The organism is Aliterella atlantica CENA595 (genome assembly GCF_000952155.1).
In the GTDB taxonomy this organism is placed as follows: Bacteria; Cyanobacteriota; Cyanobacteriia; order Cyanobacteriales; family Chroococcidiopsidaceae; genus Aliterella; species Aliterella atlantica.
In genome coordinates this window covers 250,334-271,441 of the sequence record NZ_JYON01000002.1, presented here as the reverse complement: position 1 = coordinate 271,441, position 21,108 = coordinate 250,334, and the positions used below count along the sequence as shown (strand labels likewise).

Annotated in this window: 18 protein-coding genes; 17 read left to right on the top strand and 1 reads right to left on the bottom strand. The window is 44.1% G+C overall.

The annotated features are described in order from the left end of the window. Nucleotides 1–75: 75 nt before the first annotated feature. From UH38_RS03740 to trhO, 5 genes are read left to right on the top strand one after another with little or no spacing between them, the layout of a single operon-like run. The gene (locus tag UH38_RS03740) at nucleotides 76–1,101 is read left to right on the top strand and encodes an extracellular solute-binding protein (RefSeq protein WP_045053271.1); all 1,026 of its coding nucleotides are present in this window, start codon (nucleotides 76–78) and stop codon (nucleotides 1,099–1,101) included. Further along, nucleotides 1,098–2,738 carry an ABC transporter permease gene (locus tag UH38_RS03735; protein WP_045053270.1) on the top strand — a complete coding sequence of 547 codons (1,641 nt, stop codon included), beginning with the start codon at nucleotides 1,098–1,100 and terminating at the stop codon, nucleotides 2,736–2,738. Before UH38_RS03740 ends, UH38_RS03735 begins: the two co-directional genes overlap by 4 nt. Further along, nucleotides 2,731–3,780, top strand: coding sequence for an ABC transporter ATP-binding protein (locus tag UH38_RS03730; RefSeq protein ID WP_045053269.1), 1,050 nt, complete (start codon nucleotides 2,731–2,733; stop codon nucleotides 3,778–3,780). Before UH38_RS03735 ends, UH38_RS03730 begins: the two co-directional genes overlap by 8 nt. Before the next feature lie 51 nt (nucleotides 3,781–3,831). Beyond that, on the top strand, nucleotides 3,832–4,299 hold the full coding sequence (locus tag UH38_RS03725) for a hypothetical protein (RefSeq protein ID WP_045053268.1): 468 nt from the start codon (nucleotides 3,832–3,834) through the stop codon (nucleotides 4,297–4,299). 45 nt (nucleotides 4,300–4,344) lie between these two features. After that, complete coding sequence (gene trhO, locus UH38_RS03720; RefSeq protein ID WP_045053267.1) at nucleotides 4,345–5,235, top strand: oxygen-dependent tRNA uridine(34) hydroxylase TrhO; 891 nt, start codon at nucleotides 4,345–4,347, stop codon at nucleotides 5,233–5,235. On the opposite strand, the gene UH38_RS03715 is transcribed toward trhO, so the two are convergent. Next, nucleotides 5,210–5,884 carry a class I SAM-dependent methyltransferase gene (locus UH38_RS03715; RefSeq protein WP_045053266.1) on the bottom strand — a complete coding sequence of 225 codons (675 nt, stop codon included), beginning with the start codon at nucleotides 5,882–5,884 and terminating at the stop codon, nucleotides 5,210–5,212. The two genes, trhO and UH38_RS03715, sit on opposite strands and share 26 nt — an antisense overlap. 208 nt (nucleotides 5,885–6,092) lie before the next feature. On the opposite strand from UH38_RS03715, the gene UH38_RS03710 reads away from it, so the two are divergent. From UH38_RS03710 to UH38_RS03655, 12 genes are all read left to right on the top strand, one after another. Continuing rightward, nucleotides 6,093–6,632, top strand: a complete 540-nt coding sequence (locus UH38_RS03710; RefSeq protein WP_045053265.1) for a vitamin K epoxide reductase family protein — start codon at nucleotides 6,093–6,095, stop codon at nucleotides 6,630–6,632. Between the two features lie 187 nt (nucleotides 6,633–6,819). Continuing rightward, a complete protein-coding gene (locus UH38_RS03705; protein WP_045053264.1) occupies nucleotides 6,820–8,175 on the top strand; it encodes a TrpB-like pyridoxal phosphate-dependent enzyme in 1,356 nt (451 codons plus the stop codon). A 1,568-nt stretch (nucleotides 8,176–9,743) separates the two neighbouring features. Then, nucleotides 9,744–10,169, top strand: coding sequence for a hypothetical protein (locus UH38_RS03700; protein WP_045053263.1), 426 nt, complete (start codon nucleotides 9,744–9,746; stop codon nucleotides 10,167–10,169). A 141-nt stretch (nucleotides 10,170–10,310) separates the two neighbouring features. Next, nucleotides 10,311–10,832, top strand: a complete 522-nt coding sequence (locus UH38_RS03695; RefSeq protein ID WP_045053262.1) for an acyltransferase — start codon at nucleotides 10,311–10,313, stop codon at nucleotides 10,830–10,832. 77 nt (nucleotides 10,833–10,909) lie between these two features. After that, nucleotides 10,910–13,693 carry a N,N-dimethylformamidase beta subunit family domain-containing protein gene (locus UH38_RS03690; protein WP_045053261.1) on the top strand — a complete coding sequence of 928 codons (2,784 nt, stop codon included), beginning with the start codon at nucleotides 10,910–10,912 and terminating at the stop codon, nucleotides 13,691–13,693. Between the two features lie 11 nt (nucleotides 13,694–13,704). After that, the gene (locus tag UH38_RS03685) at nucleotides 13,705–14,688 is read left to right on the top strand and encodes a hypothetical protein (RefSeq protein WP_045053260.1); all 984 of its coding nucleotides are present in this window, start codon (nucleotides 13,705–13,707) and stop codon (nucleotides 14,686–14,688) included. Between the two features lie 56 nt (nucleotides 14,689–14,744). After that, entirely contained in the window at nucleotides 14,745–15,869 is a 1,125-nt protein-coding gene (locus UH38_RS03680; RefSeq protein WP_082065296.1) for a Gfo/Idh/MocA family protein, read from the top strand. After that, nucleotides 15,866–16,978, top strand: a complete 1,113-nt coding sequence (locus UH38_RS03675) for a DegT/DnrJ/EryC1/StrS family aminotransferase (protein WP_045053259.1) — start codon at nucleotides 15,866–15,868, stop codon at nucleotides 16,976–16,978. The genes UH38_RS03680 and UH38_RS03675 overlap by 4 nt, the downstream gene beginning before the upstream one ends. Further along, nucleotides 16,975–17,997: a hypothetical protein gene (locus UH38_RS03670; RefSeq protein ID WP_045053258.1), complete on the top strand. Its 1,023-nt coding sequence runs from the start codon at nucleotides 16,975–16,977 to the stop codon at nucleotides 17,995–17,997. The genes UH38_RS03675 and UH38_RS03670 overlap by 4 nt, the downstream gene beginning before the upstream one ends. Beyond that, nucleotides 17,990–18,970 (top strand): methionyl-tRNA formyltransferase, encoded by a 981-nt coding sequence (locus UH38_RS03665; RefSeq protein ID WP_045053257.1) that lies wholly within the window; start codon nucleotides 17,990–17,992, stop codon nucleotides 18,968–18,970. Before UH38_RS03670 ends, UH38_RS03665 begins: the two co-directional genes overlap by 8 nt. After that, nucleotides 18,960–19,934, top strand: coding sequence for an SDR family NAD(P)-dependent oxidoreductase (locus UH38_RS03660; RefSeq protein WP_045053256.1), 975 nt, complete (start codon nucleotides 18,960–18,962; stop codon nucleotides 19,932–19,934). Before UH38_RS03665 ends, UH38_RS03660 begins: the two co-directional genes overlap by 11 nt. Continuing rightward, complete coding sequence (locus tag UH38_RS03655; RefSeq protein ID WP_045053255.1) at nucleotides 19,927–21,093, top strand: DegT/DnrJ/EryC1/StrS family aminotransferase; 1,167 nt, start codon at nucleotides 19,927–19,929, stop codon at nucleotides 21,091–21,093. The genes UH38_RS03660 and UH38_RS03655 overlap by 8 nt, the downstream gene beginning before the upstream one ends. The last annotated feature ends 15 nt before the right edge of the window (nucleotides 21,094–21,108 follow it).

Below are 21,108 nucleotides of genomic sequence, written 5' to 3'. Positions count from 1 at the left end.
TTAAATACGCAATAGCTTTAATGGTATTTATTTTAAAAGAAAAGCTTTCATCTTGACAAAGAGTTTTATTTACAAATGAAAAATAAGGGCTTGGTGTCGATAAAATTGAGGAAATTATCAGCAGCACTTACGGCTGTACTTTTAAGTTGGGGAGTAGGGCTAAGTAGCGAAGCGGCGGCAAAGACGCTGACTATCTATTCAGGAAGAGAAGAAAAACTAATTGGTCCCCTGATTGCCAAAGCTGAGAAAGATTTGGGCATGGATATTGAGGTACGCTATGGCGATACAGCAGAACTTGCGATCGCTCTATTAGAAGAAGGTAAAAATAGCCGCGCCGATCTATTTTTTGCTCAAGATGCAGGCGCTTTAGGAGCAGTAGCCAAAGAAAAGCGGACTTTACCAATTCCTGCTGCGTTGCTGGGTAAAGTAGATCCGCAATATCGCTCATCTACAGGGCAGTGGGTAGGAATTTCTGGACGGGCGCGGGTAATTGACTACAATACCAAGCTAGTCAAGCCTAGCGAACTACCGACATCAGTTGCTCAATTAACCGATCCTAAATGGCGCGGTAAAGTAGGTTGGGCGCCTTCTAACGGTTCTTTCCAATCATTTATTACCGCAATGCGCTTGCTCCAAGGCGACCAAAAAACACTCGCTTGGTTGAAAGCAATGAAAGCTAACGGAGCTAAGGATTATGCCAAAAATGCCGCGATCGTAGAGGCTTTGGGTAGAGGCGAAATTTCTTTAGGGCTATTGAATAACTACTACCTGTATCGGTTTAATAAAGATAATCCCAATTTTCCTGTAGCGCACCACTATACTCGTAGAGATGCTGGGGGTATGGTAAATGTCGCAGGTTTAGCAGTGCTAAATACTACCGACCAAAAAAGCGATGCTGAGAAGTTTGTTGCTTATATGCTCGGTACACCCGCGCAAACTTACTTTGTCAAAGAAACTAACGAATATCCATTAGTTAGAGGCATTCAACCATCGCAAAAACAAATTCCTCTCAATCAGCTTCAGCCACCGAAAATTAACTTGAGTAATTTGTCTGACTTGCAGGGAACTATAAATCTACTCCAGGAAGCAGGCGTATTGTGACGTTTAGGGCTGCTTCTCGACCGCCTTTATTTTTGATCGCTATTGCTGCAATTACAGCGATCGCGATCGCTGTACCTTTGACTTATTTAATAATTAGAACTGCGGGTGCAGGCACAGAAGAACTAATAAAGTTGGTGTCTCGCCCGCGTACCTTAACAGTATTGTTCAATAGTATAGGTATGGCAACCGCTGTAACTCTGTTGAGTGCGTTGATTGCCGTACCGATCGCCTTTTTGACAGCCAAAACAGATTTACCCTGGCGGCGGTTTTGGCTAATCGCCACAACTTTGCCCTTGGCAGTTCCGAGTTATGTTGGTAGTTTTGCCCTAATTGCTGCTTTTGGTCCGCGTGGTAGCTTGTTACAACAATTATTAGCTCCTCTGGGCGTGGAAGAACTACCAGAGATTTACGGCTGGTTTGGGACAATATTGGCGATTACGCTGTTTACTTATCCGTACCTGTTGCTAAGTGTGCGATCGGGGTTATTGTTAATCGATCCGGCAACTATAGAAGCAGCGAGAAGTTTGGGCTATAGCCAAGTTTCGACGTTTTTTCGAGTAGTGTTGCCGCAATTGCGTCCTTCGGTAGTAGCTGGTGGGTTGTTAGTTGCTTTGTACGCATTGAGGGATTTTGGCACGCCTTCTTTGATGCGGTTTGATGTGTTTACAAGGGTGATTTTTCAGCAATATCGATCGAGTTTTAATCGCAATCAGGCGGCGGCTTTGGCTTTGATATTGGTGGCTTTGGTGCTGGTAATTTTGTGGCTAGAGTACAAAGTGCGATCGCGCGGGGCTTATTACAGTCGGACTTCGGCGGCATTGCGTCCTCAATCGGCAATCAAGCTTGGAAATTGGAAGTATGTAGCACTGCTGTTTTGCGCGATTATAGTGGGCTTGAGTCTGGTTTTGCCTGTGGGAGTGACTCTGTATTGGCTGTGGCGGGGAGTTACAAGTGATAGTGCTGCTTATGGAACGGCTTCTTGGAGTGCGATCGCCCAGCCTGCTATAAATTCGATTGTAGGGGCGGGATTGGCGGCGATTTTGGCGACGATTTGCGCTTTGCCTGTGGCGATTTTGGCGGTGCGGTTTCCCAGTCGCTTGACTACGGCTATTGAGCGGTGTAGTTATATTGGGTTTGGGTTGCCAGGAATTGCGATCGCTTTGTCGTTGGTGTTTTTTGGCTCTCGCTATTTGCCTTGGTTGTATCAAACTTTGCCGATGTTGGTGTTTGCCTATTTGGTGTTGTTTTTACCTCAGTCGGTGGGTACGGTACGCAGTTCTCTGTTGCAGTTGCATCCACAGTTGGAGGAGTCGGCGCGGTGTTTGGGGCGAAATTCTTGGCAGACTTTAAGGGAAGTTACTTTGCCTTTGATTAGTCCTGGGGTTCTGGGTGGGGCGGTTTTGGTATTTTTGACGGCGATTAAGGAATTACCAGCGACGCTGCTACTAGCTCCGATTGGGTTTGATACTCTGGCGACGGAGATTTGGAAGGCTACGGAGAATGTTTCGTTTAGCGATGCGGCTGTGGGATCTTTGGCTATGTTGGTAGTTTCGATGGGGTCTAGTTTATTAGTGTTGGCGCAAGAAAGACGAGGAAAAAACCGCACAGGCACAGAGAGGGAGAAAGTTTATGGGTGAGGTAATTTTACGATTGGAGGGTGTGTGTAAGCGGTTTGCAGAAATGGGACCTAGGGCTGTTGATGGCGTGAGTTTGGAGTTGCAGCGAGGGGAAGTATTGGCGCTTTTAGGTCCTTCTGGTTGCGGAAAAACCACTTTGCTGCGGTTAATTGCTGGGTTTGAGGGACTAGAAGCAGGCTCGATTGAAATTGGCGATCGCCAAGTTGCGGGTGGTGGTTGTTCGGTTGCTCCTGAGTTGCGCTGTTTGGGCATGGTTTTTCAAGATTATGCTCTGTTTCCTCATTTGACGGTGGCGGAAAATGTTGGTTTTGGGTTGAAGAAGAAGGCTGCAGGGGAGACGGTTGCAGGGCTGTTGCAGTTGGTGGGGTTGGTGGGGTTGGACGAGCGCTATCCTCACGAGTTATCTGGCGGACAGCAGCAACGGGTGGCTTTGGCTCGTGCTTTGGCTCCTCAACCTCAGTTGATTTTGCTGGATGAGCCTTTGAGTAATTTGGATGTGCAGGTAAGGTTAAGGCTGCGGGAGGAGGTGCGCGATATTTTGCAGGCGGCGGGAACTGCGGCGATTTTTGTGACTCACGACCAAGAAGAGGCTTTGGCGATCGCCGATCGGGTCGCTGTGATGCGCTATGGTAAGTTGGAGCAGTTGGGTACGCCGCAGGAGGTTTATACTCACCCTGCTTCTCGTTTTGTGGCTGAGTTTGTGACTGGTGCTAATTTTGTGCCTGCACAGCGTCAAGGCAATTTGTGGGCTACTGAAGTAGGGTGTTTTGCTGTTTCTAATCAAATGGATGATAGCGATAAGGGCGATTTGATGCTCCGCGAGGAAGATTTGATTTTGGAACTGGAGGAAAATAATGCGGCGGCTACAATCCGCACTCGCCGTTTTTTGGGTAGAGAGTATCGTTACTGTCTGGTAACTCCATCGGGTAAGGAATTACACGCCCGTACTACTGCTCAAACTGCTCTACCTGTAGGCGCTAAGGTAAAGTTGAATGTCGATAGCGATGCTGTTAAGGTGTTTCCTGCTCGCGAGATGCATTGATATGTAGCTAGGATATTGATAATTAACTGCAAATTTGTCTGATGACTGTGCATGAGTAAATTATTAGATGTAAACCTTTCATGTGAAATATCCGAGCGCATTCATAGTAAAGCTACTAAATGTTTTGATAATGCTTACCAGGCTGCTCTACTAAGCGAAGAATATACTTATGTACAAGGCTTTTTAGTTCTGGGAAAAGGAGCTTGTACGATTGTTGAGTACAGTTGGCTGGAGTTGGAAGATAAAATTATCGATCCTACTTTGCCTCATCTCAACTTTGATACTCAGGAACTTTACTATTTCCCCGCTCAAAGCTTGAGTGTAAAGCAGCTTAAAGCAGTTATAGAAGAGTCTCAAGAAGATTACCCTGAAGATGACCCTTTACCTATTTATGGTGCTGCTCCTTATGAGTATTATGGCGATTTGATGTTGGGTGGTGTTGATTATTTAAGGGCTTATCAAGCAGCAGAAGCTAAGTGTCAGGAACTCGCAGGTACAGATCCGCATAGTCTAAACTAATAGAGCGATCGCTTTGCACCAAAATTTACCTAAAATACTGTGCAGATGACTCATGTTGTTGCCACATTTTATAAATTTGTTTCTCTGCCTGACTTTGATAAGAAGCAGCAACCTCTGCTGGCTTACTGCCAAATGCAAGGTATTAAAGGGACAATTCTGTTGGCAGCAGAAGGTATCAATGGCACAATTGCAGGTGCTAGCCAAGAAAGTATTGATGCTGTCTTAACTTTTCTTGCCGCTGATGCCCGTTTGGCAGATTTAGAATATAAATTGTCTTATGCTGAATCGCCCCCTTTTGAACGGATGAAGGTGCGATTGAAGCGAGAAATTGTCACGCTAGGATTACCGGAAGTCGATCCTAACGAGCAAGTGGGTACTTATGTTAGTCCTCAAGAATGGAATGCGCTAATTAGCGATCCTGAAGTCACTATTATTGATACTCGCAACGATTACGAAGTAAATATTGGTACTTTTACAGGAGCGCAAAACCCTCAAACTCAATCGTTTAACCAATTTCCTGACTATATTAACCAGAATTTAGATCCTACCAAACATAGAAAAGTTGCTTTGTTTTGTACTGGGGGAATTCGCTGTGAAAAGGCTTCGTCTTTAATGCTGTCTCAAGGTTTTGCTGAAGTCTATCACCTCAAAGGCGGTATCTTAAAGTATTTGGAGGAAGTCCCCGCTGATGAAAGTTTGTGGCAAGGAGAATGTTTTGTTTTTGATGAGCGAGTAGCCGTACAACACGGCTTAGAACCAGGAACTTATGAACTTTGTCGCAGTTGTGGTTATCCTATTTCTCAGGAAGATAAAGCATCTAGTAAGTACGAAGCAGGAATTTCTTGCCCTCATTGTTACGATCGCTTGACTGAAGAAAAAAGATTGCGCCAACAAGCAAAAATCCAACAGTTCAGGCAGAATAAGGACGTTTCCTAGCTAAAGTCAACCCATCTCCAATTGGGACTAAACTTAAGTCTACACGCGAATCTTGATGCAATTTCTGATTCAAGGAGCGCATTTTCTTAGTTCTATTATCTTGCACTTGAGGATCGGCAACTCGCCCCGACCATAAGACATTATCGATCGCAATTACACCACCAGGACAAATTAATTGCAGACATTGTTCGTAGTAGTGTTGGTAGTTGCTTTTATCAGCGTCAATAAAGGCAAAATCAAATGTATCTGTTTCCCCTGCTGCAATTAACCGATTGAGTGTTTCTCGTGCTGGCGCAACGTGCAAGGTAATCTTATCAACCATACCTGCTTTTTGCCACCAAGAACGAGCGATCGCTGCATATTCTGCATTAGCTTCACAAGCTACTACTTTTCCACCTGCTGGCAGGGCTAAAGCAATTACTAGAGAACTATAACCTGTAAATACGCCAATATCTAATGTTTTCTGCGCTCTGATTAACTGCACCAGCAATGCCATAAATTGACCTTGTTCGGGTGCAATCTGCATTTGTGCCATCGCTTGCAATGCTGTTTCTTGACGTAGTTGAGTTAATATCTCTGCTTCGCGCAAAGACACTGACAGCAAATATTCATACAAATGTTTTTCTAGTCCAATCGTTTGAACGGTCATAAGATTTTGTGTCAGATATTACTTACATTCTTTACTTTGTCCGAAAATAGCGAGTTTTAAGTCTTTCTAAAGCCAGTGGTACGCAGCAAGCCCAATTTTGAAAATGGTAGTTATTCTATTTGCGGCAAGCGCAAGGCATAACTTATATGCACCAAATGTATAGTTGCCCTGCGATCGCTCGTATATTTACTATCAAGGATTGCACTTTATGGAGCCAACACAACTAAGTCAAGAACTCAGGGAAGGAAAAGATCCTCACATGAGCCGCAGACGAGCAATTATTGGCTTGTCAATGTTAGGCGGTTCGATGGGACAAGTAGTTACTCTCTACCAAACTGGGATTGTCAAACACCTACCCGATCCTCCAGTACCAATATTTGACGCAGATAAAGTAGATGCATCCAATTATGCTTACAGTAGATTTAACTCACCTGATGGACCAATTATGGTGCTAAATTATGCTCTAACTGCCTGGATAGCTTCGGCTGGTGGTTTAGACAGAGCGCGACGCAATCCAATACTCCCGATCGCAATGGGTGTCAAAATTCTGATAGATGGAGTTGTCTCCGCCGAGTTAGCGCGTGAGGAATGGAGCGAAAACAAAGCGTTCTGCGAGTATTGCCAAGTTGCTACAGTCTGCTCCTTTGCATCTTTAGTGCTGGCTGCACCCGAATTTTTTACTGCTGCTCGGACTCTACTCGGACGTGAGGACAAAAATGCTGCAACTAATAGTACGCACTCATCATAAGTAATTATTTGTACTTGACTTTTAATGTCGCTATCGCCTACCAACAATAATTGGTGGGTTTTCTATATCACTATTAATATATTACCGAGGTGGATTAGTTAGGCAATCTCAACTAAATCCTAAATATATGTATGCTACGCGAGAAAAATTTCCGCGATAATGTGTCTTTGATACAGCACTTCATCTAATGGACACTATCAAGTACATCCTGTCTGAAGATCAAATGCCCTTAGCTTGGTACAACATCCAAGCCGATTTACCTACCCCCATGCCGCCAGTATTACATCCAGGAACAAAAAAGGCGATCGCACCTCATGACTTGGAACCTCTTTTTCCTCCAGAGTTGATTAGGCAGGAAGTAAGTCAGGAGCGCTGGATCGAAATCCCAGATGAAGTGCAAAGTATCTACCGTCAATGGCGACCAACTCCACTTTACCGCGCTAGACGATTAGAAAAAGCTCTCGATACTCCTGCCAAAATTTACTACAAATACGAAGGTGTTAGCCCTGCTGGTAGTCATAAGCCGAATACAGCTATCCCCCAAGCGTACTACAACAAGCAAGCAGGCGTAAAACGCCTAACTACAGAGACAGGTGCAGGACAATGGGGTTCATCGCTTGCTATAGCTGGTGCTTTCTTCGACTTAGAAGTAGTAGTGTATATGGTTAAGGTTAGCTATCAGCAAAAACCATATCGTCGCGCTTTTATGGAAGGTTACGGGGCGCGGGTTGTAGCTAGTCCTAGCGATGAAACTGAGGCTGGGCGGGCAATTTTACAAATGCATCCTGATAGCACTGGTAGTTTGGGTATTGCTATTAGCGAAGCTGTGGAAGTTGCAGCACAATGCGATCGCACTAAATATGCTTTAGGTAGCGTCCTCAATCATGTTTTGCTGCATCAAACTGTAATCGGTTTAGAAACTTTAGCACAACTAGAACAAGCAGGCGATTACCCAGACATTATAGTAGGTTGCACAGGTGGCGGTAGTAATTTTGCTGGAATTACTTTTCCCTTTATGGGGGCAAAACTGCGTGGCGAACAGCAACTTAAATTTGTTGCTATAGAACCCGCTGCGTGTCCAACTTTGACTAAGGGTAAATATACATACGATTTTGGCGATATAGCCCATCTCACGCCCCTGGTGAAGATGCATACATTGGGTAACTCGTTTGTGCCTCAAGGCTTTCATGCTGGCGGATTGCGGTATCATGGCATGGCTCCGTTGCTTAGTCATATTGTGGAACTAGGGTTGATTGAAACTCGCGCGGAACCACAACTTGGCTGTTTTGCTGCTGGTTTAACTTTTGCTCGTGCAGAAGGGATCTTACCTGCACCCGAAGCTAATCATGCTGTCAAAGGTGCGATCGATGAAGCACTGCGCTGTAAGGAATCAGGAAATAGCAAGACGATTTTGTTTAATTTGTGCGGTCACGGGCATTTTGATATGCAAGCATATATGGATTATCAAGCTGGCTTGCTGCGCGATACCGAATACAGCGCCGAGGAAGTAGCTTTAGCGCTTGCAGGTTTACCAGTAATGTAAAAAAAGCGATCTTCCTTATTAGGATCGATTTGAGTTTGATTAGAAAACAAGAGCTATTCTTGTCTTTATATTTTTATGCTTACCCAACATCTGACTTACTTTTGAATTTGTTGAGTAGTTATCTCATTCAATCTTTCAGTATAAATAGTCAAAGCAGTATCGTGGTGCAAGTTTGGAGAATAAAAGGAAGTACCAAATATTACATACCGCTTTTGCCTCGATTTCATCAATTGCTTGGAAACCCCACAAATTATTGATAATAATTTTTAATTGCAAAGATAGTATCTATTATGCTAGCCATTTCTCAAACAAGTTGTAGTTGTGAAAGATCGAGTTCAGTCAAGCAATTCACTTAAATGTATTGCTCAAGTTACTAGCATAGACTTTTTACTATAAACTTGGCGATCGCAGAAAGCTGGGCAATTAGTAAAAGCTAGTATCTGTAAATGCTTCAAGTCCATACTGGACAGTGAGGCGATGTCTAAAGTGGTTTCCTCAGTATTTTTCTTCGAGAACTACATAATTTTATACAATTTTAATATATCTTTAGTATAATTTTTAGATAAATTAGGTATAAAATAAATCTTTAAGATTGAAGAACAGTTGTATAAACTATGACTGCTATCATCATGGTTCATTGCAAGGCTAGCTAAACCAAAGCGATTGGCGAGCTATTTTTTGTCACTTTGCTAATACATTTTTAATATCTTTATATTAGTGAAGATTTAGTGTAGTTAAGATGAACTTATTGAATTTTTTAAATAATTGAAGTATTTATAATGTAATATTCAATTGCAAAGGTTTTAATTTAAAACTTAATTTAAGTGGAGGTCTGGGACTTTTATAAAAGTAAACAATATTTGTATATAGTGTTACAAGCACTCTAAACAGATTGTCAATAAAATTGTTAAACACAGCCTAAAGTAGGTGCTAGAAGTTAAGAAGTAATGCCTGTTTCGAGAAGAGTTACCATGTTTTACTAATTGCTTAGTACAGCAAGCTCTTTATAAATCAGCTTCTTAGCTAGAGTTGATGTTTTTATGATATGTCATCTACCTAAAGATAGAAAAATAGTTGCAACATTATAATTTTTGGTATATACTTGCACGTAGGGTAATAAATGCATCTTTGTTAAGCCTACGCATATTAGCAAATATAACTTTTGCAATGTGAAGCGACATACCTAATTTGGTGTAAAGCTAGATATTTTTCTCTAACGCTTTTCCAATTTTAGTCAAAGTTGGGTAAAGGCTACAAATTAATAATTCATTGCTAAACATAGAATAAAAAACTTGTCCAAAGGAGATTGCAGGTAACTAAGCATTAACTAAAAAATTATTTAGCGCTTTTTTACAGCAGTCTAAGATCGGGGAAATTTATTCTAGCCTTAGCGAGCCAATGCCAAGTGTTGCCATTAATTGGTGATGCTTTTTACAACACGCGCAAGTATAAAATTTGCTATTAAATTGCCAATAATAATTTAGTTATTAGAGGGGCTTCGACGGTCAGTTCGATCTCAGCCTCTCAAACGTAACCTTATTTACTTGTAAATGTGAAAGAGGTCGAAATTGCAGAAAAGGTGTGACAAAAATCGTAAGCGTTCTAAGCGCAGAGGTATCTACTGTCCTTTACATAATTGTTATTTATATAGCGTCAGTCAAAAGTATCCACTTTATGCTAATAAAGTAGAGCATTTGCAGCAACAAGGAGTAGGAAAACGTAGTGCTTTAATGCTGGTAGCAAATCAGTCAGCAGTCACTTTAAGTAACGCATGGTTAGAAGCATTTTGGTGCGAATCTTGCCAAGAAACGAACTGGTATCACATTCGTAAAGTCGATTCCACATATTATGTTTCAGCAGTTCCTCCAGAACTTTGGCAACGAGCGATCGGTGCAATAGATGCAGAAGGCAATCCTTCCGTAGGAGAGTTTACTCGGCGGCAGGCAAGAGCAGCAAGTTACAAGGCTGTGCAAGACATCAAGTTTATCAGCTAGTTTGCTTTTAATTAAAACTAATACATCTTAATTATTTGGCAATAGTCGATCTGGAGCTACTGCCAAATTTCTATAGCTTAAAAATTTTGAGACATAAATAGTAAAAAAATTCAGTTGCAGCCGTAAGCAAGGTGTAAATTAATGTCAGTTAATGATGACGTAGAATTAGGCGATCGCGTGAAAATATTTCATCCTGATTTAGTCAACCTTTATGGTTGCACGATTGGAGATGATACCAAGATTGGGACTTTTGTAGAGATTCAGAAAAATGCCACGATTGGTGCAAGGTGCAAAGTATCCTCTCATACTTTCATCTGTGAGGGTGTCATCATCGAAGACGAAGTATTTGTAGGTCATGGAGTGATGTTTACCAATGACCTTTATCCACGCGCAACTAATGAAAATGGCAGCTTACAGACAGAAGCTAACTGGTCAGTAATTAAAACATTAGTCAAGCACCGTGCCTCTATAGGCAGCAATGCAACTATTTTAGCAGGAATCACAATTGGAGAAAATGCTATTGTCGGGGCTGGGGCTGTGGTAACTCGTGACGTTCCTGACAACACCACAGTAGTAGGAGTACCTGCTCGAATTATCGGTAAGAGCGATCGTCCAAGCATTGAAAATCGCAGCTTGTTAAGTTCGGGCAATGCCTTAGATTAATTCAAAAAACATTTAAGTGTAATTCAAACACATTAAATCGAACATTCTTTTAGTGGAAAAGTGAGTATTTAAACATCATGACAGGGCTAATTGACAGTAATGAGGTACTTATAGCTCAAGCTCAAATCGAGCAGACATTATTTACAACCCAAGTACCACAAATATCAGACAAGACTGACAACGTTCCCTACGAATTGGGAATGAAGTTCCAAAGTACCAAAGCAGGTCAGATTAACGCAATTCGTTATTGGAAAGCACCTAGTGAGACTGGTACTCATGTAGGTAGAATCTGGTCGTCAACAGGTTCGCTGTTGGCAAGCGTTACTTTTACAAGTGAGACGGCATCGGGTTGGCAGCAGCAAGTTCTCAGCACGCCCTTAAATATTCAAGCCAACACAATTTATGTAGTTAGTGTCAATGTCAATCGCTACTACCCCTTAACGCAGAATGGATTAACAAGTTCAATAGTCAATGGCGACCTCAGTTCAGTTGCAGACACTAGAAATGGAGTCTACAATACCAGTGCTGGTTCCTTCCCCAGTAGTTCTTGGCAAAACGCTAACTACTTTCGCGATGTAGCCTTCGTTGCTAGCAATAATCCACCACCACCTTCTCCTACTGGCAACCAGACCATCTTCACAACTCAAGTGCCGCAAATTTCAAATGGCACTGATGGGGTTCCCTACGAACTGGGCATGAAATTTCGGAGTGTAAGGGCTGGTCAGATTACTGCTATCCGTTATTGGAAAGCGCCTAGCGATACTGGCGCCCATGTAGGCAAAATCTGGTCGTCAACAGGTTCTCTTTTAGCAAGCGTGACTTTCGCAAACGAGACAGCTTCAGGCTGGCAACAGCAAGTTCTCAGCACGCCCTTAAACATTCAAGCGAATACAACTTATGTAGTGAGTGTCAATATTAGCAGCCATTACGTTACTACAAGTAGTGGACTGGCAGCTTCAATCGCTAATGGAGACCTCAGTTCAGTTGCAGACGGTAGTAATGGTGTCTATGGTAATGTAGGTTCCCTGCCAACAAATTCTTGGCAAAACAGCAACTATTTCCGCGATGTAGTCTTCGCCGCTGGCAATTTTGCTACCCTAACTAAGGTAAGTGGAGACAATCAAACTGGTACAGCAGGGGCAGCCTTAGCTAACCCATTTGTAGTTCAAGTTAGAGATGGTGCTGGTAATCCCCAATCGGGAGTTACAGTCAACTTTGCAGTTACTAATGGCGGTGGTACAGTTACACCTGCTAGTGCAGTAACTAATGCCAGCGGGCAGGCAAGCACAACGCTGACTTTGGGAACTACAGCTAATGTAGCAAACACTGTAGATGCAACAGCTTCTAGTATTGGCAGCGTCACTTTTACTGCTAGAGGTACTGTAGCAAACCCCAACCCTATCTATTTAGAAAACCAAAATACTGGTACGACTAATTGGAAGCTTGTTAACCGCGCCAACGGTGAAATCGCTGGCTATGCCTCCGCAACCAGTGTCAACAAGGGAGGGACGCTAGATATTAAAGTGTCTCTGGGACAAGCTGGACAGTTTACTGTTGACGTATATCGGTTGGGCTATTACAGTGGCACAGGTGGAAGACTAATGGCAAGCAGCGGTCCACTTAGTGGCAGGACCCAACCCGCCGCCACCCTCGCTCCCAATACCCGCTTAGTCGAATGCAACTGGTCAACTTCCTACGTCGTGCAAGTAAGCACTAACTGGACTAGCGGGCTGTATGTTGCCAAGCTGACCGACCAGGCTACTGGCAAAGTGGCACACGTGTGGTTTGTCGTCCGCGATGATAGCAGCACCGCCAATATCCTATTTCAGAGCAGCGTTTCAACTGTTCTGGCATATAGTAATTGGGGAGGTTACAGTTTGTACGGCTTTAATAGCGTTGGCGGTCAGCGAGCTTTCAAGGTTTCTTACGACCGACCCTTTTCCCAAGCATCCTCTCAACAATCCTACGAAGCGGACACTCCCCTACGCTGGGAATACAATATGATTCGTTGGCTGGAATCTCAAGGATACGATGTCACCTACACCGACAATATGCAGGTACACGCCAACGGACAATTGCTGCTCAATCACAAAGTGTTCCTGTCTGTAGGTCACGACGAGTATTGGTCTAAAGAGATGCGCGACAACGTCGAGGCTGCTCGCAGTGCCAGAGTCAATTTGGGATTGTTCTCAGCAAATAGTTGTTATTGGCGAGTGAGGTTTGAAAATTCCACATCCGCATCCGGTCAAGTGAAACCCAACCGAGTGATGGCGTGCTACAAACAAGATTGGTCATTAGATCCAGTCGCCCAGCAACAGGGACCATCAGCAGCCACCAATAAATTCCGCAGCACCCAGAACCAGCGCCCAGAAAACGCCTTGTTCGGCGTGATGTACGGTAGCGATACATCTAATATTTACGGTGGTTACAATTACGTTGTCACTAACAGTACCGATCCTTACTATGCCAATACCGGACTCAAGAATGGGGATCAACTGTCTCTATTAGTGGGTTATGAATGGGATTTCATTGTGAATAATGGGTCTACTCCTGCGGGGCTAGTCACCTTATCTCAATCAACCGTCCAACCTGCTAGCGTGTTGCCCACCTTCGATGAACCGGCTGGAGAAAAAGGTCTGCCTGCTAACCAAGATTTCACTAAATCCCACTCAGTCCGCTACACAGCTAGTAGTGGAGCTAAGGTCTTTGCCTCTGGAACCATTCAATGGGCATGGGGGTTAGACAGCGATGATGTCATCCCTGCGCGGGCAGATACTCGCGTTAAGCAAATAACTGTCAATATCCTGGCAGACATGGGAGCTAGACCCCAATCTCCAGATGCCAACATAATTGTGCCTTAAGGAATATCTATATGCATATCAGACTAAAACGCAGGAGATTTGGTCAGCTAGCGCTAGCAAGCGCTGCTACAAGTGTACTTGCCAACCTATCGACTAAAACAGTTGCCCAATCGCAACTAAATATTTATGGCTTGCGTCTTACCCCAGCTAGCAGCAGTATAACCGCAGACTTAGCTGATGCAACATCCGCCAACACAACTCCTGGAATCATCTTGCAATCTGTAAATTTGGTCAGCAATCAGGAATTATCAACTACTGAAATTTCTGGACAAACTGTTCAAAATCAACAGGACGCTACTGAAACTGCGAGTCAAGCTTTTGTCATTAGCAAGCCATCCGAACGGGTAACTGGTTTTACTGCGCTATCAGATGGCACATTTATTGCTGCTGTTTCAGCTGCAACTAAAAAGGGTGAGTTTAGTCGCTTCATATTTTTCAGTGAAGATACAAAGAACTACAGACCAAAAGGCTTAAAAGCTAAAAAAATCAAAAAGCACAATACAGTTGAAAGCTTGCTAGCAATCCAAAATGACCAGCTTATTAGTGTTGTTAGTCTCAACCAAGGTCAACCCCCCTTTGAGCTAGCAGTTATCAATCTTAAATCAGGTCAAGTAGATTCTGGTGCTGCTTTGGCTTTACCAAACGTACCGTTGAATCATCGGTTTAGCAATCTTGCTCAATCTACAGATGGCACAATTTACGCTACCACTATGGACGCTGAAGGAGTGCCGATCCTTGTGAATTTAGATTTGCAAAACAGATCGCCACTCACTGGTAGAGGCAAGATTAACAAACTGGTGCGATTGAGCTTCAACAACACCTCTTTAAAAAGTGACGTGATGAGTCTAGCCTTCTCTCCATCAAATCAATTGTTTGCACTTGCCAATCCCCAGTATGAAAGTACAAATTCTCTATTTACCGTCGATTTGCAGACTGGCGAGCTGAAGTTCATTAGAAAGTTTGCAGTGGATAAAATTGCCTTTAAGAAAGCGTAAAAATTGATACCTGTTTGCATTTAATTGCGTAACACTATTTATGTAGTCGTGTTCTAATGACAAATACTTACAACAATACAAAGCAAAGCCTTGCTACTCCTAACCCGATCGCGGTAAGTACATCCAGATCTCAGCAAGAGCGCTCAATTAACACCATCAATATAGGCGTAGTAGGTTATGGCTATTGGGGACCTAATTTAGTCCGCAGTTTTGCTGAAGTGCCAGGATCGCAAGTGGTAGCTGTTAGTGACTTTAGCATCGAAAGGCTAGCTAAGGTGCAATCTCGGTATCCAGCCATCAAAGTCACGACAAATGCTCAAGACCTATTTGCCGATCCCGAAATTGATGCGATCGCGATCGCCACACCAGTCTCTACTCATTTCGATTTAGCTTTATCAGCGCTGCAAGCTGGTAAACACGTATTAGTAGAAAAACCAATGACCGTCTCTTCGGAGCAAGCAAAAATCTTGATCGAAGAGGCTAAACAGCGCAATCTGGTGTTAATGGTAGACCACACCTTTGTTTATACAGGCGCAGTGCGGAAGATGCACGAACTCGTTGCCACAAAAGCAGTAGGTGATATTTATTACTATGACTCTGTTCGCGTCAATCTCGGCTTATTCCAGCACGATGTCAACGTGATTTGGGATTTGGCAGTACACGATCTCTCAATTATGGACTACGTGTTGCCATCAAAGCCTTATGCTGTCTCCGCTACGGGTATGAGCCACGTTCCTGGCGAACCAGAAAACATTGCCTACCTGACATTGTTTTTTGAAAATAACTTGATTGCTCACCTGCACGTTAATTGGCTAGCACCAGTAAAAGTCCGGCGGACACTGCTCGGCGGTAGTCAAAAAATGATCAGCTATGACGACTTAGAGCCAAGTGAAAAGATCAAGGTGTACGACAAGGGAATTACAGTCAATGGCAGTCCTGAGAACGTGTACCAAATGCTAGTCGGTTATCGCACAGGTGATATGTGGTCGCCAAAGTTGGAGCTGACTGAAGCACTGCAAACTGAAGCAGTACACTTTATTCAATGCATCCAGCAAGGCGATCGCCCGATTACCGATGGCGAAGCAGGATTAAGAGTAGTCAGAATTTTGGAAGCTGCTACCGAGTCGATGAAAAAACAAGGTGCCTTAATAGAACTAGACAAAGCAAAGGTAGCAGCATGATTCCATTTGTAGATTTAAAGGCTCAGTACATCAGTGTCAAAGATGAAGTCGATGCTGCTGTGGCTCAAGTATTAGAAACAACCCAATTCGTCTTAGGAAAAGAGGTAGCAGCTTTTGAAAGGGAGTTTGCTAACTACTGCAACGCTGACTATGGTATTGCTGTTAACACTGGTACTAGCGCCCTACACCTATCTTTACTAGCAGCGGGTATTGGTCTTGGCGATGAAGTCATTACCGTACCTTTTACATTTGTCGCCACCGCAGCAGCAATTTGTTATACAGGTGCTACACCTGTATTTGTAGATATCGATCCCGTTTCATACACCATAGATGTAAAGCAGATTGAATCAGCCATTACCGAGCGCACCAAAGCAATTTTGCCCGTACACCTATACGGACAACCTGCTGACATGGAGCCGATTATGGCAATTGCTCGCCGTCACAATTTAACCGTAATTGAGGATGCCGCGCAAGCGCACAGGTCCGAGTACAAAGGACAAAGAGTTGGTAGTATCGGTGACTTAGGATGTTTCAGTTTTTACCCTGGGAAGAATTTGGGTGCTTATGGTGAAGGCGGCATGGTTGTCACCAATAATCCTGAATATGCTCGGACTATCCAAATGTACCGCGACTGGGGACAAGAGCAAAGATACCACCACGTTCTTAAAGGCTACAACTACCGCATGGAAGGTATGCAGGGTGCTATTTTGCGCGTGAAGTTGCGTTACCTAGATCGGTGGACAGAGGCACGTAGGGCAAATGCAGCACTATACGACGAACTATTGGCAAACTTGGATGTGAAAACCCCTGTTGTGATGCCTTACAGCCATCATGTTTATCATATTTATGCATTGCGATCGCCCAAGCGAGATTGGCTGCAACAGCAACTCAACGAACAAGGCATTCAAACAGGCATCCATTACCCAATTCCCGTCCACCTCCAACCAGCTTACTCAGATTTAGGCTATAAGAGCGGTGATTTTCCTCACTCCGAACAAGCAGCCAAAGAAGTCTTCTCTTTGCCAATGTATGCCGAACTCCAATCATCACAGATAGATACAGTTGTAAACACTCTTACTAGCTTGTTAGACGGAGTAAAAGTAGCATGAGCGATCGCCGTCCTGGCTTGAACTCCTACCGTCTTGTAACTTTAATGCGGCAAGCGATCGAGCGCTGCGACCTGCAACTGCATAATACCACCGTATTAACAGAAGCAGCAACCGGAGCCTATGCTGTTACACCTGTAATTGCGGCAATGGCAGGAGCCAAAAAGGTAATTGCTCTAACTCAGAACAGTCGTTACGGGACGATTGAGGATGTTATAGTCCAAACTCAGCAACTAGCGCAAATTGCCGGAGTTGAGGGGCAAATCGAATTTGCCACTAGCAAAACAGCAAACCTTGTTGCTCAAGCAGACATTATTACCAACAGCGGTCACGTCCGCCCCTTGGATGCAGAAACTATCGCACAGATGCAGCCAACAGCCGCGATTGGGTTGATGTACGAAGCATGGGAATTTAGAACGGAAGATTTGGATCTTGCTGCTTGTCAGCAGCGAGGGATTGCAGTAGCAGGCGTAAACGAACGACATCCTAGTGTAGATGTCTTTTCTTTTCTAGGCATCATGGCGGTCAAGCTACTACTAAATGCAGGGATCTCTGTTTATACAAGCAAAATTTTATTGTTGTGCGACAATCCTTTCAGTTTATTCATCGAGCGCGGTCTGGTCAATGCTGGTGCAGATGTCAATACTGTGACAACTTTGGCAGCAGCGCCTACAGACAAACAATTCGATGCGATTGTAGTGGCGCTGCAACCGCAAAACAAACCTGTACTCTCTGCCCAAGATGCACAAGCGATCGCCAAGTATTGGCAAGGGGCGGTAGTAGCTCAGTATTGGGGAGATATTGAGCGTTCTGCCTTAGCGTCTTATCATATACCTGTATGCCCAGAAATAGAACCGAAACCCGGACACATGGGCATTTTACCCTCAGCAGTAGGAGCAGAACCAATTATCCGCTTGCAAACAGGGGGACTTAAAGCCGCAGAAGTAATTTGGCGACAATCTTTGTTACAGTGCGATCGCGAATTCGTGCAACTGCTGTCCCAGGAGTTGGTATATGGTTAGCGTACTGCTGATCGGTCTAGGTTCGACTACCTTGAGCGCTTTAGAGTCTTTGCTAGCTAAATGCAACGTGCAAGGACTTGTAAGAAATGTCGATCTCGAATCTGATGCAGATGCTCCTATAGTTAGTCTAGCTAATGAAGTAGGAATTCCAATTTTCTCGGATGTCTCCCAGCAAAATATTAAATCGCTCGTACTAAAATTCAATCCAGATTGTGTTGTAGTTTCTTCCTACAACCAAATTCTGCCGCCGGAAATAACAGCACTGTCGACATTTATCAACGTCCATTATTCTCCTTTGCCTCATTATCGCGGTCGTGCTAATGTCAACTGGGCGATCATTAATGATGAATCTTGTGTAGGGATAACTATTCATCAAATTGTCCCCGACCTAGATGCGGGAAATATCCTGTTTCAGCAACTTATCCCATTGCACTCTGACGATAACGTAGCCGATCTATATGACAGATTAAATGAAATTCAACGCCAGTATTTAGCAGATACAGTTATTAAAGCTTGTCATGGTTACAAAGGAGTACCGCAAAACAATGCTGAAGCAACTTATTGCTGTACTCGCTTACCAGAAGATGGTGAAATTGATTGGTCAGCTTCTACTAGAAGTATCGACTGTTTGATTCGAGCTTTAGCTACTCCTTTTCCAGGTGCATACACCTACTTTCAGGGGCAAAAACTGCTGATCTGGTCAGCCAAAACAGTTAAGAAGCCTTCAAATTATGTAGGGCGAATTCCTGGGCGAATTATTGGTAGAGCTAAAACAGAAGGTTATGTTGATGTCCTTACAGGAGATGGAGTGCTGAGAATTTTTCAGGTGCAACTTGAAGGGAAAGAAAGGACAACAGCAGCAAATATAGTTAAGTCCGTTAAAAGCACTTTAGGCTTACGAGTATCCGATTTGCTTAATCGTATTCAAACTCTCGAACAGGAAAATTTAAGGTTAAAAGCAAATGCAAAATAAAAGAGTATTAATTACAGGTGGTGCAGGCTTAGTTGGTTCCCACATTGCCGATTTGTTAGTCGCAGAAGGAGCCGCTGAGATTATTGTTTTAGACAATTTTACACGCGGACAAAGGTCAAACTTAGCTCAAGCCCAAGAACGCGGACCCTTAGTAACTGTAGAAGGTGACATTCGCGATCGCCAACTGCTTGCCGATATCATGCAAGGTGTAGATATCGTTTTTCACCAAGCAGCAATCCGCATCACTCAGTGCGCTCAAGAACCGCGTCTAGCAATGGAAGTTTTGGCAGATGGTACTTTCAACGTCTTGGAAGCAGCAGTAAACGCCAAAGTTAAAAAAGTAGTTGCTGCCTCCTCCGCCTCAGTCTACGGCATGGCAGAAGATTTCCCCACCACAGAATCGCACCATCCCTACAACAATCGCACGCTCTACGGTGCAGCCAAAGTTTTTAATGAAGGCTTACTACGCAGCTTTTACGATATGTACGGCTTAGACTATGTAGCACTGCGCTACTTCAACGTCTACGGTCCTCGCATGGATATTTACGGCGTTTACACCGAAGTTTTGATCCGCTGGATGGAGCGAATTGTTGCTGGCGAACCACCATTGATTTTCGGTGATGGTAAGCAGACAATGGATTTTGTTTACATCAAAGACATTGCTAGAGCCAACATCTTAGCTGCTAAAGCTGATGTGACTGATGAAGTATTCAACATTGCTAGCGGTGTAGAAAGCAGTTTAAACGACCTTGCTTATAGTTTGGCTAAGGTGATGGGATCGGATCTACAGCCGCAATACGGAGCAGAGCGCAAAGTTAACGCCGTACAGCGTCGGCTGGCAGATATTCGCAAAGCAAAAGATTTGTTAGGTTTTGAGGCACAGGTATCTCTAGAAGAGGGATTGAATCAGTTGGTTATATGGTGGCGCGAACAAAAACAGGCGAAGGAAACGAGTAATGTCTGAGCAAATGCAAAATATCCCGATCGCCAAACCTTGGATAGGTGAATCAGAAGCAGCAGCAGCAGGAAGGGCGATTATGTCCGGCTGGGTAACGCAAGGACCAGAAGTTGCCGCTTTCGAGCAGGAATTTGCAACTTATGTCGGAGCAAAGCACGCTTGTGCTGTCTCTAATTGCACCACTGCTTTACATCTAGCTCTGTTAACCGTAGGCGTAGAACCTGGCGATGAAGTAATTACTGTCAGTCATTCTTATATCGCTACTGCTAATAGTATTCGCTATTGCGGTGCAATTCCTATATTTGTCGATGTTGAGCCGCACACTTACAACATCAATCCGACTCTAATTGAAGCGGCAATCAGCGATCGCACTCGTGCCATTCTCGTTGTCCACCAGATGGGGATGCCTTGCGACCTTAAAGCTATCTTAGCAGTTGCTCGTCGCTACAATTTGCCAGTCATAGAAGATGCAGCTTGTGCCATTGGCAGTGAAATTCTTTGGGATGGTCAGTGGGAGAAAATTGGCAAACCACACGGTGACATTGCTTGCTTTTCTTTCCATCCCCGTAAAGTTATCACGACAGGCGATGGCGGGATGCTTACGACTAATAATCTCGAATGGGACAAGCAGTTCCGTCTTTGGCGACAACACGGCATGAGCGTCCCCGATACTGTTCGTCACGGAGCCAAACAAGTCATTGTTGAGTCTTATCCGATGTTAGGCTACAACTACCGGATGACCGACATTCAAGCAGCGGTTGGACGGGAACAGCTAAAACGCCTGCCAGAAATAGTAGAGCGCCGCCGCTACTTGCAAGAGCGCTACCACGAGCAACTGTCAGATGTGCCAGGATTGAAATTACCTACCGAGCCAAATTGGGCAAAAAGTAACTGGCAGAGCTATTGCGTTCGCTTACCAGATGGGTGCGACCAACTGCCAGTTATGCAGGCGATGCTCGATGCTGGCATTTCGACCCGACGCGGGATCATGTGCGCTCACCGCGAAGAGGCATATCAAATTGAAGCTTGGTCTTGCGGTAGCGATCGCTTGTTAGAAAGTGAAGGCGCTACCGACCGCGCCATTATTTTACCGCTTTTCCATCAAATGACCGAGGCGGAACAAGATAGGGCGATCGCAGTGTTGAAAACTGCCACTCAAGTTTGAGTGGATTTAAACAGC